This window comes from Streptomyces sp. NBC_00582, assembly GCF_036345155.1.
Lineage (GTDB): Bacteria > Actinomycetota > Actinomycetes > Streptomycetales > Streptomycetaceae > Streptomyces.
Window position 1 is genome coordinate 2,909,109 of record NZ_CP107772.1, and the last position, 19,665, is coordinate 2,928,773.

12 protein-coding genes are annotated in these 19,665 nt (G+C 71.3%); 8 read left to right on the forward strand and 4 right to left on the reverse strand.

What is annotated here, in order from left to right; all coding sequences use genetic code 11:
• The first annotated feature begins 100 nt into the window (after positions 1–100).
• The 3 genes from OG852_RS12580 to OG852_RS12590 all read left to right on the forward strand — a co-directional run bounded on the left by OG852_RS12580 (position 101) and on the right by OG852_RS12590 (position 4,798).
• Complete coding sequence (locus OG852_RS12580; protein WP_133914517.1) at positions 101–2,230, forward strand: autotransporter; 2,130 nt, start codon at positions 101–103, stop codon at positions 2,228–2,230.
• Between the two features lie 470 nt (positions 2,231–2,700).
• Positions 2,701–3,639 (forward strand): homocysteine S-methyltransferase, encoded by a 939-nt coding sequence (gene mmuM, locus OG852_RS12585; protein WP_133914518.1) that lies wholly within the window; start codon positions 2,701–2,703, stop codon positions 3,637–3,639.
• Between the two features lie 85 nt (positions 3,640–3,724).
• The gene (locus tag OG852_RS12590) at positions 3,725–4,798 is read left to right on the forward strand and encodes a LacI family DNA-binding transcriptional regulator (RefSeq protein WP_133914519.1); all 1,074 of its coding nucleotides are present in this window, start codon (positions 3,725–3,727) and stop codon (positions 4,796–4,798) included.
• A gap of 24 nt (positions 4,799–4,822) precedes the next feature.
• Here OG852_RS12590 and OG852_RS12595 read toward each other — a convergent pair whose 3' ends face one another.
• From OG852_RS12595 to OG852_RS12610, 4 genes are all read right to left on the reverse strand, one after another.
• Entirely contained in the window at positions 4,823–6,544 is a 1,722-nt protein-coding gene (locus OG852_RS12595; RefSeq protein WP_330347969.1) for a carboxylesterase/lipase family protein, read from the reverse strand.
• A 92-nt stretch (positions 6,545–6,636) separates the two neighbouring features.
• Positions 6,637–7,893: an alginate lyase family protein gene (locus OG852_RS12600; RefSeq protein WP_330347970.1), complete on the reverse strand. Its 1,257-nt coding sequence runs from the start codon at positions 7,891–7,893 to the stop codon at positions 6,637–6,639.
• 45 nt (positions 7,894–7,938) lie between these two features.
• Positions 7,939–11,073 carry an alginate lyase family protein gene (locus OG852_RS12605; protein ID WP_330347971.1) on the reverse strand — a complete coding sequence of 1,045 codons (3,135 nt, stop codon included), beginning with the start codon at positions 11,071–11,073 and terminating at the stop codon, positions 7,939–7,941.
• A complete protein-coding gene (locus OG852_RS12610) occupies positions 11,070–12,596 on the reverse strand; it encodes a glycosyl hydrolase family 28 protein (protein WP_330347972.1) in 1,527 nt (508 codons plus the stop codon). The genes OG852_RS12605 and OG852_RS12610 overlap by 4 nt, the downstream gene beginning before the upstream one ends.
• A 605-nt stretch (positions 12,597–13,201) precedes the next feature.
• Here OG852_RS12610 and OG852_RS12615 point away from each other — a divergent pair.
• The 5 genes from OG852_RS12615 to OG852_RS12635 all read left to right on the forward strand — a co-directional run bounded on the left by OG852_RS12615 (position 13,202) and on the right by OG852_RS12635 (position 19,531).
• On the forward strand, positions 13,202–14,215 hold the full coding sequence (locus OG852_RS12615; protein WP_208117234.1) for a hydroxyacid dehydrogenase: 1,014 nt from the start codon (positions 13,202–13,204) through the stop codon (positions 14,213–14,215).
• Positions 14,216–14,548: 333 nt separating this feature from the next.
• Positions 14,549–15,880, forward strand: a complete 1,332-nt coding sequence (locus OG852_RS12620) for an ABC transporter substrate-binding protein (protein ID WP_133914524.1) — start codon at positions 14,549–14,551, stop codon at positions 15,878–15,880.
• Between the two features lie 11 nt (positions 15,881–15,891).
• Entirely contained in the window at positions 15,892–16,776 is an 885-nt protein-coding gene (locus OG852_RS12625) for a carbohydrate ABC transporter permease (protein ID WP_330347973.1), read from the forward strand.
• Positions 16,776–17,690 carry a carbohydrate ABC transporter permease gene (locus tag OG852_RS12630; protein ID WP_330347974.1) on the forward strand — a complete coding sequence of 305 codons (915 nt, stop codon included), beginning with the start codon at positions 16,776–16,778 and terminating at the stop codon, positions 17,688–17,690. Before OG852_RS12625 ends, OG852_RS12630 begins: the two co-directional genes overlap by 1 nt.
• Positions 17,691–17,863: 173 nt before the next feature.
• Positions 17,864–19,531 carry a family 43 glycosylhydrolase gene (locus OG852_RS12635; RefSeq protein ID WP_330347975.1) on the forward strand — a complete coding sequence of 556 codons (1,668 nt, stop codon included), beginning with the start codon at positions 17,864–17,866 and terminating at the stop codon, positions 19,529–19,531.
• The last annotated feature ends 134 nt before the right edge of the window (positions 19,532–19,665 follow it).

A 19,665-nucleotide genomic window follows, 5' to 3' on the forward strand; every position in this document is an offset into this window, starting at 1 on the left:
ACAGAAAGCCTTTTCCGGAGCGGGTGGGGCGGGACCCGGACGTTTCCGGCGGGGTCGCGAATTTCTGTTATCGCCCGTGGCCCCGGACCGTCTCCGAACCGTGCGCAGCCCCCTCCACACCTCCAGCGCGGCCGTCGCCGCCCTCGCGGCCGTCGCCGCCCTCCTGGCCACCGCTCCCCCGGCCGTGGCCGCAGGCCTCCGGGACGTCACCGCCGACGTGCTCGCGAACCGCGACGTGACCCTCACCGGCGACACGCTGATCAGCGTGCCCTCCGGGACGACGACGTACAACGGCGTCCTGCGCGGCGAGGGCACGCTCACCGTCCGCGGCGGCGGGACGCTGATCCTCACCCGGGACAGCGACTTCACCCTGCCGAAGGCCCGGCAGCAACAGGTGGTGCGCACCCAGGGCGGCAACCACCCGTACACCACGGTCACCCGCCCCGACCCGCCCGCGATCACGGTCGAACGCGGCACCACCCTGCAGTACGGCACCGGCGGCGGCACCGGACTGATCGGCCACTTCCCCTACGACACCCCCGGATACCGGCTCAACCAGCTCAACATCCGCGTCGACGGCACCCTGCGCCTCTCGCTCACCCGCACCTTCAACATCGGCACGATCAGCGGCTCCGGACTGGTCACCCAGCCCCGCAACATGTGGGGCACCCTCGACCTGGCGGGCACCCACCCCTTCTCCGGGGTGATCGACAACGGCACCGAAATGGCCGTCGGCCGCCCCGAGTACCCGGTGGCGCTGCCCAACGCCCGCGCCATCCTCAACCAGGGCTCATGGATCATCGACACCCCGCTGAACCAGACGATCACCCTGCGCCAGGACTTCTACCAGCGCGAGTACGGCAGCGACGTGAACGTCCACACCCGGCCCGGCAGCAAGGTCGTCCTCACCGGGCAGTACAGCTACAGCGACCGGGGCGGGGACACGAACCCGTCGTTGAGCGTCCCCGGCCTCAACTGGCGTGCCATCGCCCATCAGTTGAACAAGCGGGGCACCAACATCGAGGGCGCGGACGTCCAGTGGGGCGACGGCACCACCCATCGCATCTTCATGCCGGGCACCAAGGACACCGTCTACATCAACCTGCACGAGCGCAGCGGACGCCGGTCCCGGCTGACGTTCGACTACGACGGGCCGGTGACGCTCGGCGCCCCGATCGGCGGCGGCCAGTACCACGACACCCTCGCCGCGCCCGGTGCCGGGGACGTCGTCATCGCCGGCACCAAGGGCAACGACGTCACCTTCGCGGCCGCCCAGCACTACGACGGCTCCACGACCGTGGAGAAGGGCGCGGTACTGCGACTGGGCTCGGGGGCGGCGGGCGGGGACGGCTCCCTGCTCACCGGCACCGCCCGGCGGCGGATCGTGAACGACGGGACGCTCGTCGTACGGAACACCCGCACACCGATCTCCCTGTCGGGGATCGGCGGCAGCGGCGCACTCGTCCAGTCCGGTGCCGCGACCACGACCCTCACCGGCACGTCCGTGACGTACACCGGTACGACGACGGTCCGCAAGGGGACCCTCGCGCTGCGGGACGGGGCAAGCCTCGCCAACAGCCGTGCGGTGCGGCTCACTTCGAAGGGAGCGCGACTGGACACGGGCGGCTCAGCGCTGCGGGTGATGAGCACGCTCGACGGCAAGGGCACGGTGCAGGGGTCCGTGACCAACGCAGGTGTGGTGGCTGGCGCGTTGACGGTGAGCGGTGACTACAGCCAGAGCGCTGAGGGCCAACTCGTGCTGGGCACGGCGCCGTTGAAGGTGGGCGGCCGGGTGCGGCTGAGCGGAGGGCTCGATCTTGCGACGTGGGCGAAGTCCGGGGAGGGGGCGGAGTCGCAGAAGGGGGCGAAGGAGATCACCGTCCTCGACCACACCGGGCGCGGCACGGTCTCCGGCACTTTCGAAGGGCTGCGCGAGGGCGCCCGGGTGCGACTCGCCGACACCGTCTACCGGATCAGCTACCGCGGCGGCGACGGCAACGACGTGGTCCTCACCGCCGACCCCGCGAGCTCCTCGCCCTCCGCCGCCCGTGCGTCGGGTTCCTCCGGAGACGTGATGGCCCGGACCCGCAGCGCCAACTCCGGGATGGGCGGCGGGATGGGGTGGTGGCCGTATGTGCTGGCCGCGGGGCTGCTCGCGGGGCTCGGAATGCCGATGGCACTGCGTCGCCGGGCCCGTCCCCGCCGAGGAGGAGGACGGCACGCCGCGTAGGGGCGGGCGTACGTCGAGGCCGGTGGGGCACCGGGGAGGGAGGGGCCGCCCGGAGGTCGAGTCCGTCGGTTGGACCTCGGCCTCGCGCCCCGCCGGTCGTTCCAGTGCCTCGGGTCGTCCACGGCGCCGAGGGCCCGTCCGTCTCCTTGGCGCGGGTGAGCAGCTTGAGCACCGCCGAACCGTCCTCGGCCGAGACGGTCCAGACGCCGCCGGTGACCCCGTTCATCGGGTTGTGCGTGAGGGGGGTGAGCCGGACGGATCCGGCGGGGCGCCGAGCAGTTCGCCGGCTTCGGCGCTCGCGGCGGCGGCAGGAGCCCGGGTCCTGGCCGGCCCCCACGAGCGGCGTGGGCGAGGGCGATGTCGGACCGCATCCGCCCACGCCGGCGGGACGCCCTCCCACATCGTGGGCGATCCGCTCAGGGGATGGACGGGGCGGGCCGCCGCGCCGTCCCTTCGACTAGCGTCGTGGCATGACCAGCGACACCCCTTCCCCGTACGCCGTCCCGCTCGCCGGGGCCCTCGCCTCCGGAACCGTCGTCCTCGACGGCGGCATGTCCAACCAGCTCGAGTCCGCCGGCCACGATCTGAGCGACGAGCTGTGGTCCGCGCGGCTGCTGGCCGAACGGCCCGAGGCGATCACCGAGGCGCACCTCGCCTACTTCGAGGCGGGCGCGAACGTGGCGATCACCTCCAGCTACCAGGCCACCTTCGAGGGCTTCGCCAAGCGCGGCATCTCCCGGGAGGAGGCGGCCCGGCTGCTGGCGCTGAGCGTGGAACTGGCCCGGAAGGCCGCCGACCAGGCCCGGGACAAGGGGATCACCCGGCCACTGTGGGTGGCCGCGTCGGTGGGGCCCTACGGCGCGATGCTCGCGGACGGCTCCGAGTACCGGGGCCGCTACGGGCTGAGCGTGGCGGAGCTGGAACGTTTCCACCGGCCCCGGCTGGAGGTCCTCGCCGCCGCCGCGCCCGATGTGCTGGCACTGGAGACCGTGCCCGACGCCGACGAGGCCGAGGCACTGCTGCGGGCGGTGCGCGGGCTCGGCGTGCCCGCCTGGCTTTCGTATACCGTCGACGGTGAGCGCACACGGGCCGGCCAGCCACTGGACGAGGCGTTCGCCCTGGCAGCCGAGGTCGACGAGGTGATCGCGGTCGGCGTCAACTGCTGTGCCCCCGAGGACGTCGACGCCGCCGTCGCGACCGCCGCCCGGGTCACGGGCAAGCCGGTCGTCGTCTACCCCAACAGCGGAGAGGCCTGGGACGCCGGGGCCCGCGCCTGGAAGGGCCGCTCCTCCTTCGCCCCGGCGCAGGTCCTCGGCTGGCGGGACTCGGGCGCACGGCTGATCGGCGGCTGCTGCCGGGTGGGCCCGGAGGCGGTGGCGTCGATCGCCCGGACCCTGGGAACGGCGTAGTTCCTCCCGCCCGGGGACGCCGACACTGCTAGCCTCCGCTCGTGGAAACCGGTTGCTGCCGGTGTTTCCGAAGGGGAGGGGCGGGATGACGAGAAAGAGCGCGGACGCCGCAGGCAGCACCATCCGTGACGTGGCGGCCCGGGCGGGGGTGTCCGCGTCGACCGTGTCGCGGGTGCTCGGCGGGGTGTATCCGGTCAGCGCCGAGACCCGCGCCCGGGTGCTGCGGGCCGTCGGCGAACTGGACTATGTCGCCGACGCGCGCGCCAAGGCGGTCGCCGGGGCCGGGACACCCACGCTGGCGTTCGTGCTGGAGGACATCACCGGGCCCTCGTTCGCCCACATGGCGCACGGCGTCGAGCGCGAGGCGCACCGGCTCGGCCATCTGTGCCTGGTGTGCAGCACGGAGGGCGACGTACGCCACGAGCTGGACTTCGTCGAGACGATGCGGGCCCAGCGGGCCACCGCCGTGATCCTGGTCGGCGGCGGCGCCGACACCCCCGAGTACCGCGCCCGCACCCGCCGCATGGCCGACTCACTGGCGTCGGCGGGCTCCCGGCTCGTGCTGTGCGGGCGCCCTCCGCTCGGGCCGGGCGCGCCGGTCACGGTCGTCGAGTACGACAACGAGGGCGGCGCCTTCGCCCTCGTCGCCCATGTGCTGGCCCGGGGCCACCGCCGGGTGCTGTTCCTCGGCGGCAAGCCGGACCACACCACGGCACTCGGCCGCGAACACGGCTACCTCCAGGCCCACCGGGCCCGCGGCGTCGAGGTCGACCCGGCGCTGGTCCTGCACGGCGACTTCACGCGCGACACCGGCCACCGCCTGCTCCGCCAGGCCCTCGACCGCCGTCTGGACTTCACCGCGGTCGTGGCCGCCACCGACATGGTCGCGGCCGGCGCCCTGACCGCCCTGCACGAGGCCGGCCTCGACGTCCCCGGCGACGTCTCCCTCGCCGGCTACGACGACATCCCCTTCGCCCGTGACCTGCACCCCGCGCTGACCACGGTCCACGTCCCCTACGAGGAACTCGGCCGCCTCGCCGTACGCACCGTCCTCGGCCGCGCCCCCGACGCACCCGGCGAGCATCTGCTGCTGGGGACCCATGTGGTGGTACGGGACTCGGTGGCGGGGGTGGGCAGGGGGTCGACAGCGGGGAGGTGAGGGGGTGATCCGGCGGCGGCGGGGTCAGTCGCGCTGGACTCCGCCGGTCCGGCGCAGACGGCGTACGGCTGATCTGAGTTCCGTGGTGCGGATGATCCGGCCGCCACCGGGGAGAGGGGCGGGGGGTGTGGTCGGGGTGTCGGGTGAGGTGGGGGCAGGAGTCCGGGGGGTGGGAGCCTGGGGGGCGGAGGTCCAGAGGGACAGCTCGGCGTCGCGGGGGCCGTAGGCGGTATGCGATCCGCGGTCGGCTGCATACACCATGCCGGATATCGGATCCGGCACCGGCGGCGGTGCTTCCGGCCCGACCTCCGCCGCTGCCCCGAACACCCGCACCGGATGCCGCTCGTCCCACGCCTCCCATCCCGGATCGCCTGTCGCGACGAACCGCACCCACGCCGAGTGCATCGCGTCGGCCAGGTCCTGCGGGGCGTCCTCTCCGGCGAGTTTCGCGGATTCCGGGGTGTGGCCGGTGTCGAAGACGAAGCCGAGTTCGAGGGCGTGGCAGGCGCCGAGGCCGGGGCGGAGGGAGGGCCAGGCGAACTCGTAGACGTACGAGGTCCCGGGGCGGGCGTCGGCCAGGCGGTGCATCGGCAGGCGGAGCAGATGATCGGTGACCATCTGGCCGACGATCTCGGCGGTGCCGGCCTCGGGGTGCAGGGTGCGGTAGCCGCGGGGCACCTCGTGGCCGCAGTGGCAGCGGGCCATGGCGCCGGCGAGGGCGACGGCGCCGAGCCGGTCGACGCGTTCGAGCAGTCCGCCCGGCACGAGCCAGAGCCGGTACTCGTCGCGGGTCCAGCCGAGGAGGAGGTCGGCTCCGGGGGCGGCCTCGCCGCCGACGAGGGCTTCGAGCGGGTCACGCGGGACGAGGTCGCCGTCGACGACGATGCCGAAGGCGGGGCCGCCGAGGACGGGGCTGCTGAGACGGCCGACGTCGGCCTGGGTGCGCAGCAGCAGCTCACGGTCGACGGCGGCGAAGGCCTCGGCGGTGGCGGGGATCTTCAGCCGGGTGGCCGTACGGCGCACCATGCGGCGTACCTTGTCGCGTTCGAAGGTTTCCGGGGGCCCGCTCTGCAGCACGGCCCGCCGGAACAGGCCCTGGGCCTGCGGGGCGGCGATGAGGGCGCCGACGCTGATGGCGCCGGCGGACTGTCCGGCCAGGGTGACCCTGTCGGGGTCGCCGCCGAAGGCCCCGATGGACCGGTGGACCCACTCGAGCGCGGTGAGCTGGTCGCGCAGGCCTGGGTTGGCGGGGGCGTCGGGGAACAACCCGTAGCCCTCGACGCCGAGCCGGTAGTTGATCGAGACGAAGACGACGCCGTCGCGGGCGAAGTGCCGGCCGTCGTACACGGGCACGGCGGAGGAACCCCTGGTCAGCGCGCCGCCATGGAGCCACACCAGGACGGGGAGGCGGGCGCCGGGGCCGGGGTCGGGTGTCCAGACGTTCAGGTTGAGGCAGTCGTCGCCGGGCAGGACGGGGTCGGACAGGTACTGGGCGAAGGCTTCCGAGTACGGCGGTTTCGGCGGCGTGGGTCCGAAGGCGCCCGCGTCGCGCACCCCGTCCCAGGGCTCGGGCGGCTCGGGCGGCCGGAATCGGCGGGGGCCGAAGGGGGGTGCCGCGTAGGGGATGCCCCGGAAGACGGCGATGCCGTGCTCGTACCGTCCGCGCACGGCCCCGTAGGGGGTTCCCACGACCGGGTCGGGGTCCTGCCGGCCTTCAGCCGCGGGGGTCGTCCGGTCTGCCGTCATCTGCCCACCAGCCCTTCGCCGCGCTCGTGCACCGGTAGTACCAGAGCACCACACCCGGGCGGGGTATTCCGGTGCACGAGCCTGTGACAGGGCTATGTGGCGTACAGGAGGGTGCCGAAACCGAGCTGGTCGTAGCCGCCGCTGGTGGACCCGTAGTCCCCGCCGCCGCCCTCGGGGGCGACGGAGAGGCACATCCGGGAGATGTACGGGTCGTCGAGGTACAGGCGCCGGTTGTAGTGGTGGTGGAGCATCGCCCAGACGGGGCGGACCTGGCCCCGGGAGACGGCGGAGATCGCGGTCTGGGACTGCTGGGCGCAGTTCTGTCCGCTGCCCCAGGTGTAGGTCGTGAAGGGGACGTCGCCGCCGAGGTTGTACTTGGCGACGTACTGGGCGGCCTTCATGAAGCGGCGGCTGTCGTAGGAGTACAGGTCCTCGCCCTGGTTCCAGGCCATCTCGCAGATCGCGCCCGACTGCCCCATGCCCATGACGGTGTGTCCCTGGTCGCGGCCGGACTCCTGCCACTGGCCGAGCGCGTAACCGTCGTCGTCGGTGTGCAGGTACGGCACGGCGTGCGCGATCGAGCCGTTGCCCGCCCCGGACTTCAGGTAGGTGACGGCCTGGTCGTACTTGGCGGAGTCCTCGTTGAGGATGCCGATGGCCAGGACGGAAGCCGTGTTGCACAGGTCCCAGTTGGCCCAGTAGTTGGTGACGCAGGCGTCGTTGTGGTGGGTCAGGAAGTTGTTGTTGAGCGGGTAGAAGACGGATTCCATCATGCTCTGGAACGCGGCGAGGTCGAAGGCGTCGTGATCCCGCATGAGCTCGGCGGCGTTGGCGAACTGCCAGCCGTAGATGCCGGCGGCGAGGAACCGGTCGGCGTTGCCGGTGACCGAAGTCAGCGTTCTCGCCCAGGCGTTGAGAATGTTCGCGGCGCACTGGGCATGGGTCTCGGTGCCGCCGACGCGCCAGCGCAGGGCGTTCTGGTAGGCGGCGGCGATGTCGTGGTAGAGGAGGCCGTAGTTCTCTCCGGTGCCGCCCCGGACGACGGTGGCCGTCGCCCGGGGCGTCCAGGTGGACTGCGCGTGGGAGTTGGCGGTCAGCCTGTTCCAGCCGGAGAGCCAGGGTTCGGTGCCCGCGGCGACCCCGACCCTGGCCCGGTTGAGGTCACCCGCGTTGTGCAGCATGCCCGGGTGGGCGAAGGCGGCGGGCGCGGCGGCGGAGGTGCCGGCCGGCGCGGCGGCCCCCGCGCCGAGGGCGAGGGCCGCGGTGAGACCTCCGGCGGTCTTGAGCAGAGCGCGGCGGCTCACGTCGTCCGGATGGTGGTGCGGTGGGTGGGGGGAGGTACGGCTCATGGGGTGCGGCTCCCATCGTGGGGGACCCGTGGGGGATCCCCGTGTCTACGGCGAGGTGACGATCACCTCGCCGAACCGTGCGGTGGCGAGGGCCGTCTGGCTGCGGGAGCAGACCACCAGGCCCACGTGGTAGGGGGCGTCACCGAAGGTGGGGACCGAGCCCTCGGCGAGGGGGGTCCAGGTGACGCCGTCGTCGGTGGAGACGGAGGCGGCGAAGGCGGTCCCGGTGCGCTTCAGCCGCACTAGGAGGGGAAGTGGGACGGTGGTCGTCCCGGAGAAGACCGAGGCGCCTGCCACCGTCGGCCGCAGCATGAGCGCGGCGATGCTGCCGCCGGTGACGATCACTCCGGCCGCCTGGTCGAACGGTGAGAGGGACTTGGTCATCAACAGCCCCACCCGGTCCGCCGTGGCGCCGTCACGGGAGAGCAGCCGGGCGGTGATCTCACAGTCCCCGGTGACGGTGCGCCGGACGAACTGTCCTGTCATTCCTTGTGAGTTGACGTTGAGATCGACGCCCGCACCGCTGACGGCGAAGGTCCCGTCGTCGAAGGTGGTGCTGCCGGGGGTGAGGACGGCGACGACTCCGAGGGTGCCGTGGTCCCTCCGGTCGAGGATCACGTCCCCGAGGTCGCCGCTGGTCCACGGTTGCGGAAGGTCCGCGGGCGGCGCGTCCGCGGAGACGGTCGCCTCGCCCGCCGGGTCGGTGGGCGTCGGGGCGACGACACTGATCCGGTCCGAACGGGGGCCGCTGCCCGCGCAGTTGGTTTTGGCCACGGCGTAGTGGTAGGTGGTGCCGGGTGTGCCGGTCGCGTCGGTGTACCGGATACGGGTGCCGAAACCGACCGGGCCGACGGTGGTGGCGAGGGCGCGGTAGGGGCCGTGGGGGCGGGCGGCGCGCAGGACCGTGTAGCGGGCGGAGAGGTCGGGGTCGGTCCAGGTGAGCCGGACGCCGTCGGTGTCGGGGGTGGCGCGCAGGTCGGTGGCGGTGCGGGTGGGACGGGGGGTGCGCCAGACGTCTCCGGCGGGGCCGGTCACGCTCACGTTGTCGAAGGCGCCGGTGCCGGTTTCGGCGTAGTCCTGGTCGACGCCGAGGGACGAGGTGAGGGCGAGGCCGGCGTAGGCAAGGTGCGGTATACCGTCAACCTCGGTCGTACCGACGACCGTCCACTGCATACCGTCGGCGGAGAGGGAGCCGGTGAACCGCCTCCCCTTACGGGTCACCCGCACCCAGTACGGGGCCCGCAGCCGGTATCCGTCCCCCGCCCCCTCCACGTACGGCGCTTCGAGCGGTGTCGCCGACTCGGGCAGCAGACCGAGGTTGGAGATCGGGAACGCGGCCTTGGTGGTGATCGCCTCCTGCTGGGACGGGGGCACGGGCGTGCTGCCGGTGGCGGAGAGGGCGGCGCCGGCGGACGGTCGTACGGTCCACACTCCGCTCCAGGTGTGCAGCGGCAGGCCCTGGACGAGCATCGAGGCGTGCGGCGCGGCGGCGTCGAGGGAGGCGCGGACGGTGACGCCGATCTTGGAGTACTGGGAGCTGAGCGGCCAGACGATCCGGGCGGTGACCGTGCCGTCGCCGCGCAGCGGGAGGTGGGCGAGGCGGTAGGTGTCGGCGGTACCGCTCGCCTCCAGGACGAACCGTTCGCCGTCGAACACGGCCGAGCCGGGGATGCGCACGGTGCCGGTGTCGGCGGTCGCCCAGGGGGCGGGCAGGCCGGCGGCGGCCGAGGCGATGGCCGAGGCGGCGCTGCCGCCGAGGGAGTTCGTGGCGGTGACGGTGTAGTGGTAGGTCCGGCCGGGGTGTCCGCTGTCGTCCGTATGCGATGTTCCGTCGACCGTCGGCGCGATCTCCTCGTAGGGCCCCTCGGGGCAGGTGGCCCGGCGGACCGTGTACGTGCTCGCCCACGCCGACGGCAGCCAGCTCACGGTGACGCCCCTGTCGCCGCCGACCGCGGTGACCCCCGCGGGGGCGGTCGGCGGGGTGGGCGAGGGTGCGGTGGCGCCGGCGTAGGTGAGGGTGCCGAAACCGGGCAGGTCGTCGTTGCCGCCCTCGATGACGCGGGTGCCGCCGGCGCCCCGGAAGACGGCGGCCTCGGTCTGCGGGGCGTCGAGGCCGCGGACGCCGGTGTAGTGGGCGTAGTACATCTCGTAGATCGGGGGGAGGGTGCCGCGGGCGGTCGCGGAGACGGTGGTCTTGAGGTATTTGCCGGTGCGGTCGAGGTCGGGCGTGAAGGGGACGTCGCCGCCGAGGTTGTAGCGGGCGGCGTACTCGGCGCCCGCGAGGACGCGGTGGTCGTCGTCACCCCACAGGTCGACGCCCTGGTTCCAGGCGACCTGGGCGGCGTCGCCCAGGAGCCCGACGGCGAGTTGTTCGTGGCCCTGGTCGCGGCCGGACTCCTGGCCCTGGCCGGCGGGGGTGACGATGCGGTGCGGGACGCTGCCGTTGCCGGTGCCGGCGGCGGCGTAGCGCAGGGCGTCCTCGAAGAGGGTGCGTTCCTCGCAGAACACGGCGATGGCGAGGACGGACTGGAGGGCGGTCAGGTCCCAGTTGCCGTTGGCGTAGAGCATGTAGCCGGAGATCGCCGGATACCACACGTCGAGGAACGAGCGTTCGCAGCGGGCGATGTCGGAGTCCGTCCAGCCGTCGTAGCCGGTGTGGCGCAGGAGTTCGGCGGCGTTGGCGAGCTTGAAGGCCTGGAGTCCGGCGCCGAGGGGGCCGTCGGCGCCGGTGACCATGGTGAGGGAGGCGGACCAGGCGTTGAGGATGTCGCGGGCCTTGTCGGCGTGGGCGCGTTCGCCGGTGAGGGACCAGACGAGGGCGTTCTGGTAGGCGGCGGCGCAGTCGGCGACGGCCTGGTTCTGGAAGTTGGCGGGGCCGCGGCCCCAGGAGGTGATCTGGCCGGTGTTCAGGATGGTGTATGCGGTCTTCGATCGACTGTGTGCGGTCAGCGCGAGAAAACCTTCGTAGACAGGCGATTGTCTACCGTCGACCGCCGCCTTCATCCGCGCGAGATCGGCCGCGCTGTGCAGCAGCCCGGGGTGGGTGAAGGTGAAGGCCGGCCCGCTCTCCGTCCCGTCCGCCGCCGCGTGGGCCTCGGGCGGGAACAGGGTGCCCGCGCCCCCGGCGAGCAGCAGTGCCGTGGAGGACTTCAGGAGGCCGCGGCGGCTGAGGGGGCTCACTGGGCGGCTGCCTCGGCCTCGGCGGTCGTGAGGAACCTCAGGTTCGTCACGTGTTCGTTGGAGAACCACTGGATGGCGTCGGTGGTGTAGTACCAGGTGGGTTTCCTCATCGAGTCGGCGATGACGACCCCGTTGATCACCAGGTTCTCGAAGGTGACGTTCTTGATGGCGTGGTCGGCGTCGTAGCCGAGGAAGAGCGAGGGGTTGGCGTGGGTGCCGGTGTAGGTGAGGTTCTTGATGTAGACGTTCTCGATGCCGCGGCCGACCGAGGTGTTGTATTTCGTGTTGTACATGACCTTCATGTAGAGGACCTGGCCCCAGCGGAAGTCCTCGATCCGTACGTCCTCGATGCGTACGTTCCTGATCAGGTTGGAGTCGCCGGGGTTGAGGGCGATACAGCCCTGGTAATTCATCTGGGGTTCGCGGTGGTCGAGGATGTCGATGTTCTTGATGAGCAGGTTCTCGATGACTTCGGGGGCGTCGGTGTTGCCGTGGGTGCCGATGTTGACGGGGTGGGCGACGTCGGCCCACAGGGTGCAGTTCTGGACGGTGATGTCGCGGGTGTCGCCGTAGTAGTCCCAGCGGTGGGCGTAGATGGCGACGCAGTCGTCGGAGTTGCGCAGGAAGCAGCCGTCGAGGACGACGTCGCCGGAGGAGAAGATGTCGATGCCGTCGCCGTTGCCCTTGGAGCTGAAGCCGCGGACCTTCTTCATGCGGACGTTGCGGGCCTCGCCGAGGGTGGTGATGTAGTTCCCGGGGTTCATGATGATGACGTCCTCGACGCGGATGTTCGTGCTGCCCTCGCACAGCACGCCCTGGCCGGGGCTCGCCCAGATCATGCCGTGGCCCTTGAGGGCCGCCTTCTCCACGTCCTTGAAGAGGACCGTCGCCTTCAGCACCGCGCCGCCGGCGAGGTGGACGGTCTTGCCGCTGGGGACGGTGAGGGTGCCTCCGGTGACGGTGTGCAGGCCGGGGCCGAAGTAGATGACGTCGGGGTCGTCGGCCGCGCACGCGTGGTGGTCGACGTGGTTGGTGATGACGTGCAGGCAGTCGAAGATCTCGTCGTTGATCTGGACGACCAGGTCCTTGGGCTCGTCGAGTGTGAACACCAGCGTGTCGCCCCCGAGTTCGGGCGTGATGCCGTACGAGTCCGGTCTCACCCGGGCTGTGGTGGTGCCGCCCTTGAGGTAGGTCACCTCGATCTCGACCGAGCCCTGGAAGTCGAAGTACACCATCGAGGAGTTGTAGACCTTGCCCGAACCGGTGGTGGGGTTGATCTCCTCGAGCTGCGGCCGGTAGACGTCGAGGGTCTGCCATGCGCCGTCGGGAGCGGTGCGGACCCGGACCCTGAAGCTGGTGTTGGTGGGCACGGCGGCGGGGCGCGGGTAGGTGACCAGCTTCGGGGCGGACAGGTCGTCGTCCGCGTGCGCCGCCGTGGCCGTCAGGCCGCCGGACAGTCCGGCGGCGAGCGCGGTGGCTCCGACGGCCTGGAGGGCGGTGCGGCGGGACAGGGGCGTATCCATGCGTGACTCCTTGCGACAGGGCAGAGGGGCGGGGGAAACGGTTACCGGGTGGCGACGGTTCGCGTGGGAGACGGACGGCGTCGCCCGGGGCTGACGACGTCGCCGGGAAGTGGGGAGCGACGGGCGGCAACCGATGGCAACCGGTTGCCATGAGCAGGTGGCCAGAGCTTGGGCCGCTCGGCGGGGCACGTCAAGGGCCCTCGCGGAGTTTCGAAAACTCTGCGCACGGGCGGCCAACGAGCCCACGCCACCCGCCAGCTGTGCGCCGGCATCCTTGCGCACCCCTTCTGAGCTGCGCACAGTCCTGGATCGGGCCCGAGCGGCACCACCGCCCAGCACCCTTCGCCCCGCCCCTGTCACTCGGCCCGACTTTCGGAGGCGCCCCGGCAATCGGTCGCGGCCGCCCGACCGCCGCACCGCGATCACAGGCGTCTCCCCATTCCTCCCCGGGTGCCAACAACCGCCCTGTAATGGCCTTTTATCGAGGAAACCGCCCGAAAGATTTCCCCCGGAGTGATCAGCCCCGACCGATTGACCCTGCATCCGAGGCGGACCTACGGTAGAAACGCTTTCAGAAAACGTTTCCTACGCTTCCCAGGAGAGTCATGCCCAGCGCCCAGCCCCCCAGGGCCGTGTTCGCCATGGATCCGGTGCATCTCCCCCTGCTGTTCCCCGCTCCGCTCCTGGCCCGGCTCCGGCGGACGGCCGAGATCGACCCCGCCCTCGTCGTACGGGACCTCGCCGATCCGGCCGCCGCGTCGGCACTGGCCGGCGCCGATGTCCTGATCACCGGCTGGGGCTGCCCCCACCTCGACACGGAGGCACTCGCCGCGGCGCCGCGGCTGCGCGCGGTCCTGCACGCCGCCGGGTCGGTGCGCTCACTGGTCGGCGAGGCCCTGTGGACGCGCGGGGTGGCGGTGTCCAGCGCGGTCACCGGGAACGCCGTGCCGGTCGCCGAGTACACGCTCGCGATGATCCTGCTGACGGGGAAGGACGCCTTCGTCCACCGTGAGCGCTACCGCCGCACCCACGCCCAGCCCACCCACGCCGAGACGGCCGCCACCGGCAACCTGGGCCGCCGTATCGGCGTCATCGGAGCCTCACGGGTGGGCCGCCGCCTGCTCGAACTGCTGCGGCCGTACGACTTCGAGGTCCTCCTGCACGACCCGTACGTGGAGGTCGCCGAGGCCGCCGCGCTCGGCGCCCAACTCGTCTCCCTGGAGGACCTGCTGCGGTCCAGCGACATCGTCAGTCTGCACGCGCCCGACATCCCCGAGACCCGTCACCTGCTGGACCGCTCCCGTCTCGCCCTGGTCCGCGACGGCGGTGTGCTGATCAACACCTCCCGCGGGGCGCTCGTCGACCATGCGGCGCTCACCGACGAGCTGGTCTCCGGCCGGCTGCACGCGGTCCTGGACGTCACCGACCCCGAGCCGCTGCCCGCCGACTCGCCCCTGTACCGCCTCCCCAACGTCTTCCTGACCCCGCACATCGCGGGTTCCCTGGGCAACGAGCTGGGGCGGCTCGGCCTCATCGTGGTGGAGGAACTGGAGCGCCTGGCGGGCGGCCTGCCCCTGGCCCACGAGGTCCGCCACGCCGACCTGGCACGCGTGGCCTGACCGGCCCGTCGGCCGTCCGGACCCGACGGACGACCACCCCACCTGTAAACGGTTCCTCCTACCTGACCTGCACAGACAGCACACACCCCTCCCCCCTTTCAGCAACTTTTCCCCGCAGGCCCCTTGATAAGCCCGGACCGCACGCCCTACGGTCCTCAGCAACCGGTTTCTACGCCTCTCCGCTTCGGCCGATCCCCCACGAGCGCGAACCGATATCGCAGCCGATATCGCAGCCGATGCCGCAGCCGAGGTGCCGGCCGCCGTTCCCGGCCGGTACCGAGCCGCCGCTTCCGCTTCTTCCGAGACGCCCACTTCCCGAAGGATCACGGTCAGATGAACTCCACCAGCCCCCGGAGAAGGTTCGCCCACGCCGCCGTCGCGGGTCTCGCGCTGACAGGTCTGCTCACCGCCTGCGGCGGTTCCGGCGACGGGGACTCCTCGGCGTCCGGCCCGGTCACCCTCCCCTTCTGGGGCTGGGCGAACGGCCAGGAGGCGATCGTCAAGATGTTCAACGCCTCCCACAAGGACGTCCAGCTGAAGTACACGAAGGTCACCGACCAGCTCACCATGCAGAAGCAGCTCGCGAACGCCGTCAAGGCGAAGAACGCGCCGTGTCTGCTGCAGAACACCGCCGAGTACGTGACGAGCTGGGTCTCGCAGGGCGCGCTGGCCGACATCACCGCGTACGTCGGCTCCAGCAAGGACACGTTCCTTCCCGGCGCGTGGGCGGGGGCGCAGGTGCAGGGCAAGGTCTACGGGGTGCCCACCAGCGCGGCGCCGGCCTTCACCGTCTACCGCACCGACGTCTTCGAGAAGTACGGCCTGAAGCCGCCGGCGACCTGGGACGACTTCATCGCCGCGGGCAAGGTGCTGAAGAAGCACGGCATCCACATCACCAACTACGCGGGTGAGGACCCCAGCACCCTGGAGGTGCTCGCCATGCAGGCCGGCGCGCACTGGTACGCCATCGACGGCGACTCCTGGAAGGTGGACTTCCAGGACGAGGGCAGTCTGAAGGCCGCCAAGGTGATCCAGCAGGTCATCGACGACGACCTCAACTCGAAGCTGTCCTTCGCCGACTACGCCGCCCTGCAGCGCAACTACGACGACGCCGGCACCGTCACCCGGCAGATCTCCACCTGGCAGATGGGCGGCATGGTGAACAGCTTCACCAAGTCCTTCGGGCAGTGGGCGCTGTCGCCGTGGCCGACGTACAAGGGTGAGGCGGCCAGGACGCCGGCGGGCACCAACCAGAGTGCCAACATCAATCTGGTCACCTCGCAGTGCAAGTACCGGAAGCAGGCCGCCGAGGCGGCGCTGTGGCTGTCCACGGACAAGGGGGCGGTGGACAGCATGGCCGACCCGGAGACCGGCAGCGGTGTCATGCCGGGCCTGGCGGACAGCGCGGACTACGTCGACAAGGCGATCTCCGAGAAGCTGCTCGGCGGCAACTACGAGCCCGCCAAGAAGATCGTCACGGACAGCCTGGGCACCGTGACCACCGACTGGACCTTCGGCCCCGACTGGACGGCGATGTTCACCGAGCTGCAGGCCCAGTGGGGCAAGGTCGTCGCCAAGCAGCAGAAGGTCACCGATCTCCTCGCCCACATGCAGACGTGGACGGTCGACGACCTGAAGTCCCGCGGCATCAACGTCAAGGGCTGAGGCGCCGACCGATGACTCGCTCACTGCGCTGGAAGGGTGCCGCGTTCACGGTGCCCTTCCAGCTCGGCTTCGTGTTCCTGTATCTGGTCCCGATCGGCTACGCCGTCCATCAGTCGCTGTACCGGACCCAGCAGTCCGGGCTCGGCCTCGGCGGCTCCACGGACGAGTTCGCCGGCCTGGCGAACTACCGGCACGGGCTGACCGACACGGCGTTCCTCGGCTCGATCCTGCGCGTGGTGCTGTTCGCCTGTGTGCAGATCCCGTTGATGCTGCTGACCAGTCTGGTGCTGGCGCTGCTGCTGGACACGCTGGCGTCCCGTGCGGCGAGCCGCTTCCGGATCATGCTGCTGGTCCCCTACATGATCCCCGGCGTGGTCGCGGCGATCGTGTGGATCAACCTCTACAGCCCCGAGGTCGGCCCGCTGACCACGCTGGGCAGGGCCCTGGGGTTCGACTGGAACTTCTTCGCCCCGTCCCTGGTGTGGCCGTCCATCGGCAATCTGCTCACCTGGCACGGCATCGGCTACAACATGGTGATCATCTACTCCGCGCTGCAGGCCGTACCCCGTGAGCTGTTCGAGGCCGCCCGCCTGGACGGCGCGAGCGAGATCCGCATCGCCCGCAGCGTCAAGGTGCCGTACGTCCGGGGGGCGCTGGTCCTGACCGGTCTGCTCTCCATCATCCAGATGCTGCAGATCTTCAACGAGCCCGCCCTGTTCCGGAACGTGACCCCGCAGACAGTCAACGACAGCTTCACCCCCATCATGATCATCTACAGCCAGGCGTTCAACGCGAGCAACTACCACTACGCCGCCGCCCTGTCCGTCCTGCTGGCCCTGATCCTGGGGGTCGCCTCCTTCCTCTTCTACCGGCTCACCGCGAAGGAGGCCGACTGATGACGCTCACCGACGACCCGCCGAAGACCCGGGGCGGGCGGACCGTGCGCAGGCTCGACCGCCCCGACCCGGCCGCCCGCGGCAGGGGTGGTCAGCGGTTCGTCCTGATCGGCCTGGTGCTGGCCAGTGTCTACAGCCTCTTTCCCGTCTACTGGCTGATCATCGCCGCGACGAAGGACCGCGTCGGCCTCTACCAGAGCAACGGCCTGTGGTTCTCCGGCTGGCACCTGTGGGACAACCTGCATCAGCTGTTCACCTACGAGGACGGCATCTTCCTGCGCTGGACCGCCAACTCCCTGCTCTACGCCGGTGTCGGCTCCCTCGGCGGCACACTCATCGCGCTCGCCACCGGCTACGGTCTCGCCCGCTTCGACTTCCCCGGCCGCAACCTGGTCTTCGCGTGCGTGGTGGGCTCCTTCCTGATCCCGCTCGCCCTGCTCACCCTGCCGCTCTATCTGCTGTTCTCGGCGATCGGCATGGTCGACACCCCCTGGGCGATGCTGGTCCCCTGCCTGATCAACCCCTTCAGCGTCTACCTCGCCAAGGTCTACACCGAGGCCACGATCCCCTACGAACTCCTGGAGGCGGCCCGGCTCGACGGCGCCGGCGAGCTGCGCATCTTCGTCAGCATCGTGCTGCGCATGATGACCACGGGCGGCGCAACGGTGTTCCTGCTGGCCTTCGTCAACACCTGGAACGCCTTCTTCCTCCCGCTGACCGTCCTGCGCGGCGAGGAGAACTGGACCCTCAACCTGGGCCTGTACAACTGGAGCGGCAAGCGCATGGAGTCGGGCATCGACCTCACGGGGCTGGTGCTGACCGGGGCTCTGCTGTCGATCGTGCCGATGGCCGTCGTGATGGTCGCGATGCGGCGGTACTGGCGGACCGGGGTGACACTGGGAGCGTTGAAGTGAGCGGGATGGACCGCGGACAGGATCGCGCCGACCGCATACAGGCTCCCGTCGACCCCAGACGGGCTTCGGTTGATCGTATGCAGACTCCAGCCGACTGTAGGCGGGCTCCCGCCGACCGTACGCAAACTCCGGCCGACCGTAGGCGGGCTCCCGCCGCCCGTACGCGAGCCGCCGTGGACGGCATACAGCCGACGGTCGTCGCCCGCAATCCCGTCTTCCGCGGCTTCGCCCCCGACCCCTCCCTGATCCGGGCCGGCGACTGGTACTACGTGGCGACCAGCTCCTTCGAGTGGTTCCCGACCATCCCGATCCACCGCTCCCGCGACCTCGTGACCTGGGAGTACGCCGGCCATGTCGACGGCGCGGCGCCGGGCGGGACGCTGGCCGGTGTCCCCGACTCGGGCGGCATCTGGGCCCCGTCGCTGAGCTGGGACGGGGAACGCTTCTGGGTGGTCCACTCCGTCGTACGGTCGGTCGGTACGCCGTATTTCGACCAGGACACCTACGTCAGCACGGCTTCCGAGGTGAGCGGGCCGTGGACACCGCCCCGCCGCGTGGCAAGTCACGGTTTCGATCCCGCCCTGTTCCACGAGGACGGCCGGCTCTGGCTGCTCAATCTGCAGAACGACCACCGCCCCGGCGGGCGGCGTTTCGCCGGCATCGTCCTCACCGAGCTGGACCGCGACACCCTGGCCCCGCTCGGCGGCACGCGCCTTCTGCTCCAGCACGACCGGCTGATCGAGGGGCCGAAGCTGCTCCGCCACGACGGCTGGTACCACCTGCTCCTGGCCGAGGGGGGCACCGGGTTCGAGCACGGTGTCCGCACGGCCCGCAGCCGGACGCTCACCGGCCCGTACGACCTGGACGACTGCCCGATGCTGACCTCCCGCGACAACCCGGGGCTGCCGTTGCAGAAGGCGGGGCACGGGGAGTTGGCGCGGGCCCCCGACGGGCAGTGGTTCCTGGGCCACCTCACGGCCCGCCCGCTGCACACCCCGGACGGCCCTCGTTGCACGCTGGGGCGGGAGACCGCGATCCAGTCGGTGATCTGGGACGCGGAGGGAAGGCCCCGTCTCCGGCAGGGCGGTTGGCACCCGGCGGTCGAGGTCGCCGTCCCGCGAGCAGAAGCAGCAGGAGGAGGAGGAGAAGAAGAAGAAGAAGCCGAGCCGGGCACCGCCGCCCCGCAGTCCCGACCCGCCTCCCCCACGGCTCCGTTGGGCTGGCCCTGGAGCACCCTGCGCGAACCGCCGGACCCCTCCTGGGCGGACGTCGTCTCCCGTCCGGGCTGGATCCGCCTCCGTGGTCGCCAGGGACCGGAGTCCCGATGGGCGCAGAGCCTGCTCGCCCAGCGCCTCACCGAACACGCGGCGACGGCTCAAGTGGTCGTGGAAGCACGGCCGTTGACGTTCACGCAGGCCGCGGGTCTGATCCTGCGGTACGACGCGGAGGCGTACCTCTCGCTGGATCTGACCTGGGCGGAGTCGCCGGGTGAGCCGCAGCGCGGCCAGCAGTGGGAGGGCGGGGGCCGGACGGTGCTGAGCCTGGTCGAGCGGGACGAGACGGGGGCACGGCAGGCGGCGGTCGTGGAGGTCGACCTGCGGGAGCCTCTCACCTTGGGGGTGACCGTCGAGGGGGCGGAGGCGTGTTTCTGGTACGTGCGGGACGGGGGGCGGACACAGGTCGGGCCGGCTCTGGACTGCGCCCGGTTGTCCGACGACCACGGTGGCCGGCTCCGTTTCACGGGCACGCTGGCCGGCATCCATGCGCGGGATCTGGTCGACGCCGCGTTCACGGCGGACTTCCGGGACTTTCGGCTGACGTGCGCGGAGAGCGGCGGCTGACCCCCGGTTTCGGCACTTCGGCGCCCCGAGCCCGCACGATCCGGAGCCCCGCCACCCCGGCGTCTTCACCTCTCGCCGCCCCGCCCCTAGGATAGCAAGCGCTTTCTGTGAGCCGCCTGTCCGGATCGGCTCCT

Bases quoted from the DNA above. Each gene is read 5' to 3' on its own strand.
- mmuM (WP_133914518.1), top strand. From the start codon at position 2,701: ATGACCAGCGACACCCCTTCCCCGTACGCCGTCCCGCTCGCCGGGGCC.
- OG852_RS12590 (WP_133914519.1), top strand. From the start codon at position 3,725: ATGACGAGAAAGAGCGCGGACGCCGCAGGCAGCACCATCCGTGACGTG.
- OG852_RS12595 (WP_330347969.1), bottom strand. From the start codon at position 6,544: ATGACGGCAGACCGGACGACCCCCGCGGCTGAAGGCCGGCAGGACCCC.
- OG852_RS12600 (WP_330347970.1), bottom strand. From the start codon at position 7,893: ATGAGCCGTACCTCCCCCCACCCACCGCACCACCATCCGGACGACGTG.
- OG852_RS12610 (WP_330347972.1), bottom strand. From the start codon at position 12,596: ATGGATACGCCCCTGTCCCGCCGCACCGCCCTCCAGGCCGTCGGAGCC.
- OG852_RS12615 (WP_208117234.1), top strand. From the start codon at position 13,202: ATGCCCAGCGCCCAGCCCCCCAGGGCCGTGTTCGCCATGGATCCGGTG.
- OG852_RS12620 (WP_133914524.1), top strand. From the start codon at position 14,549: ATGAACTCCACCAGCCCCCGGAGAAGGTTCGCCCACGCCGCCGTCGCG.
- OG852_RS12625 (WP_330347973.1), top strand. From the start codon at position 15,892: ATGACTCGCTCACTGCGCTGGAAGGGTGCCGCGTTCACGGTGCCCTTC.
- OG852_RS12630 (WP_330347974.1), top strand. From the start codon at position 16,776: ATGACGCTCACCGACGACCCGCCGAAGACCCGGGGCGGGCGGACCGTG.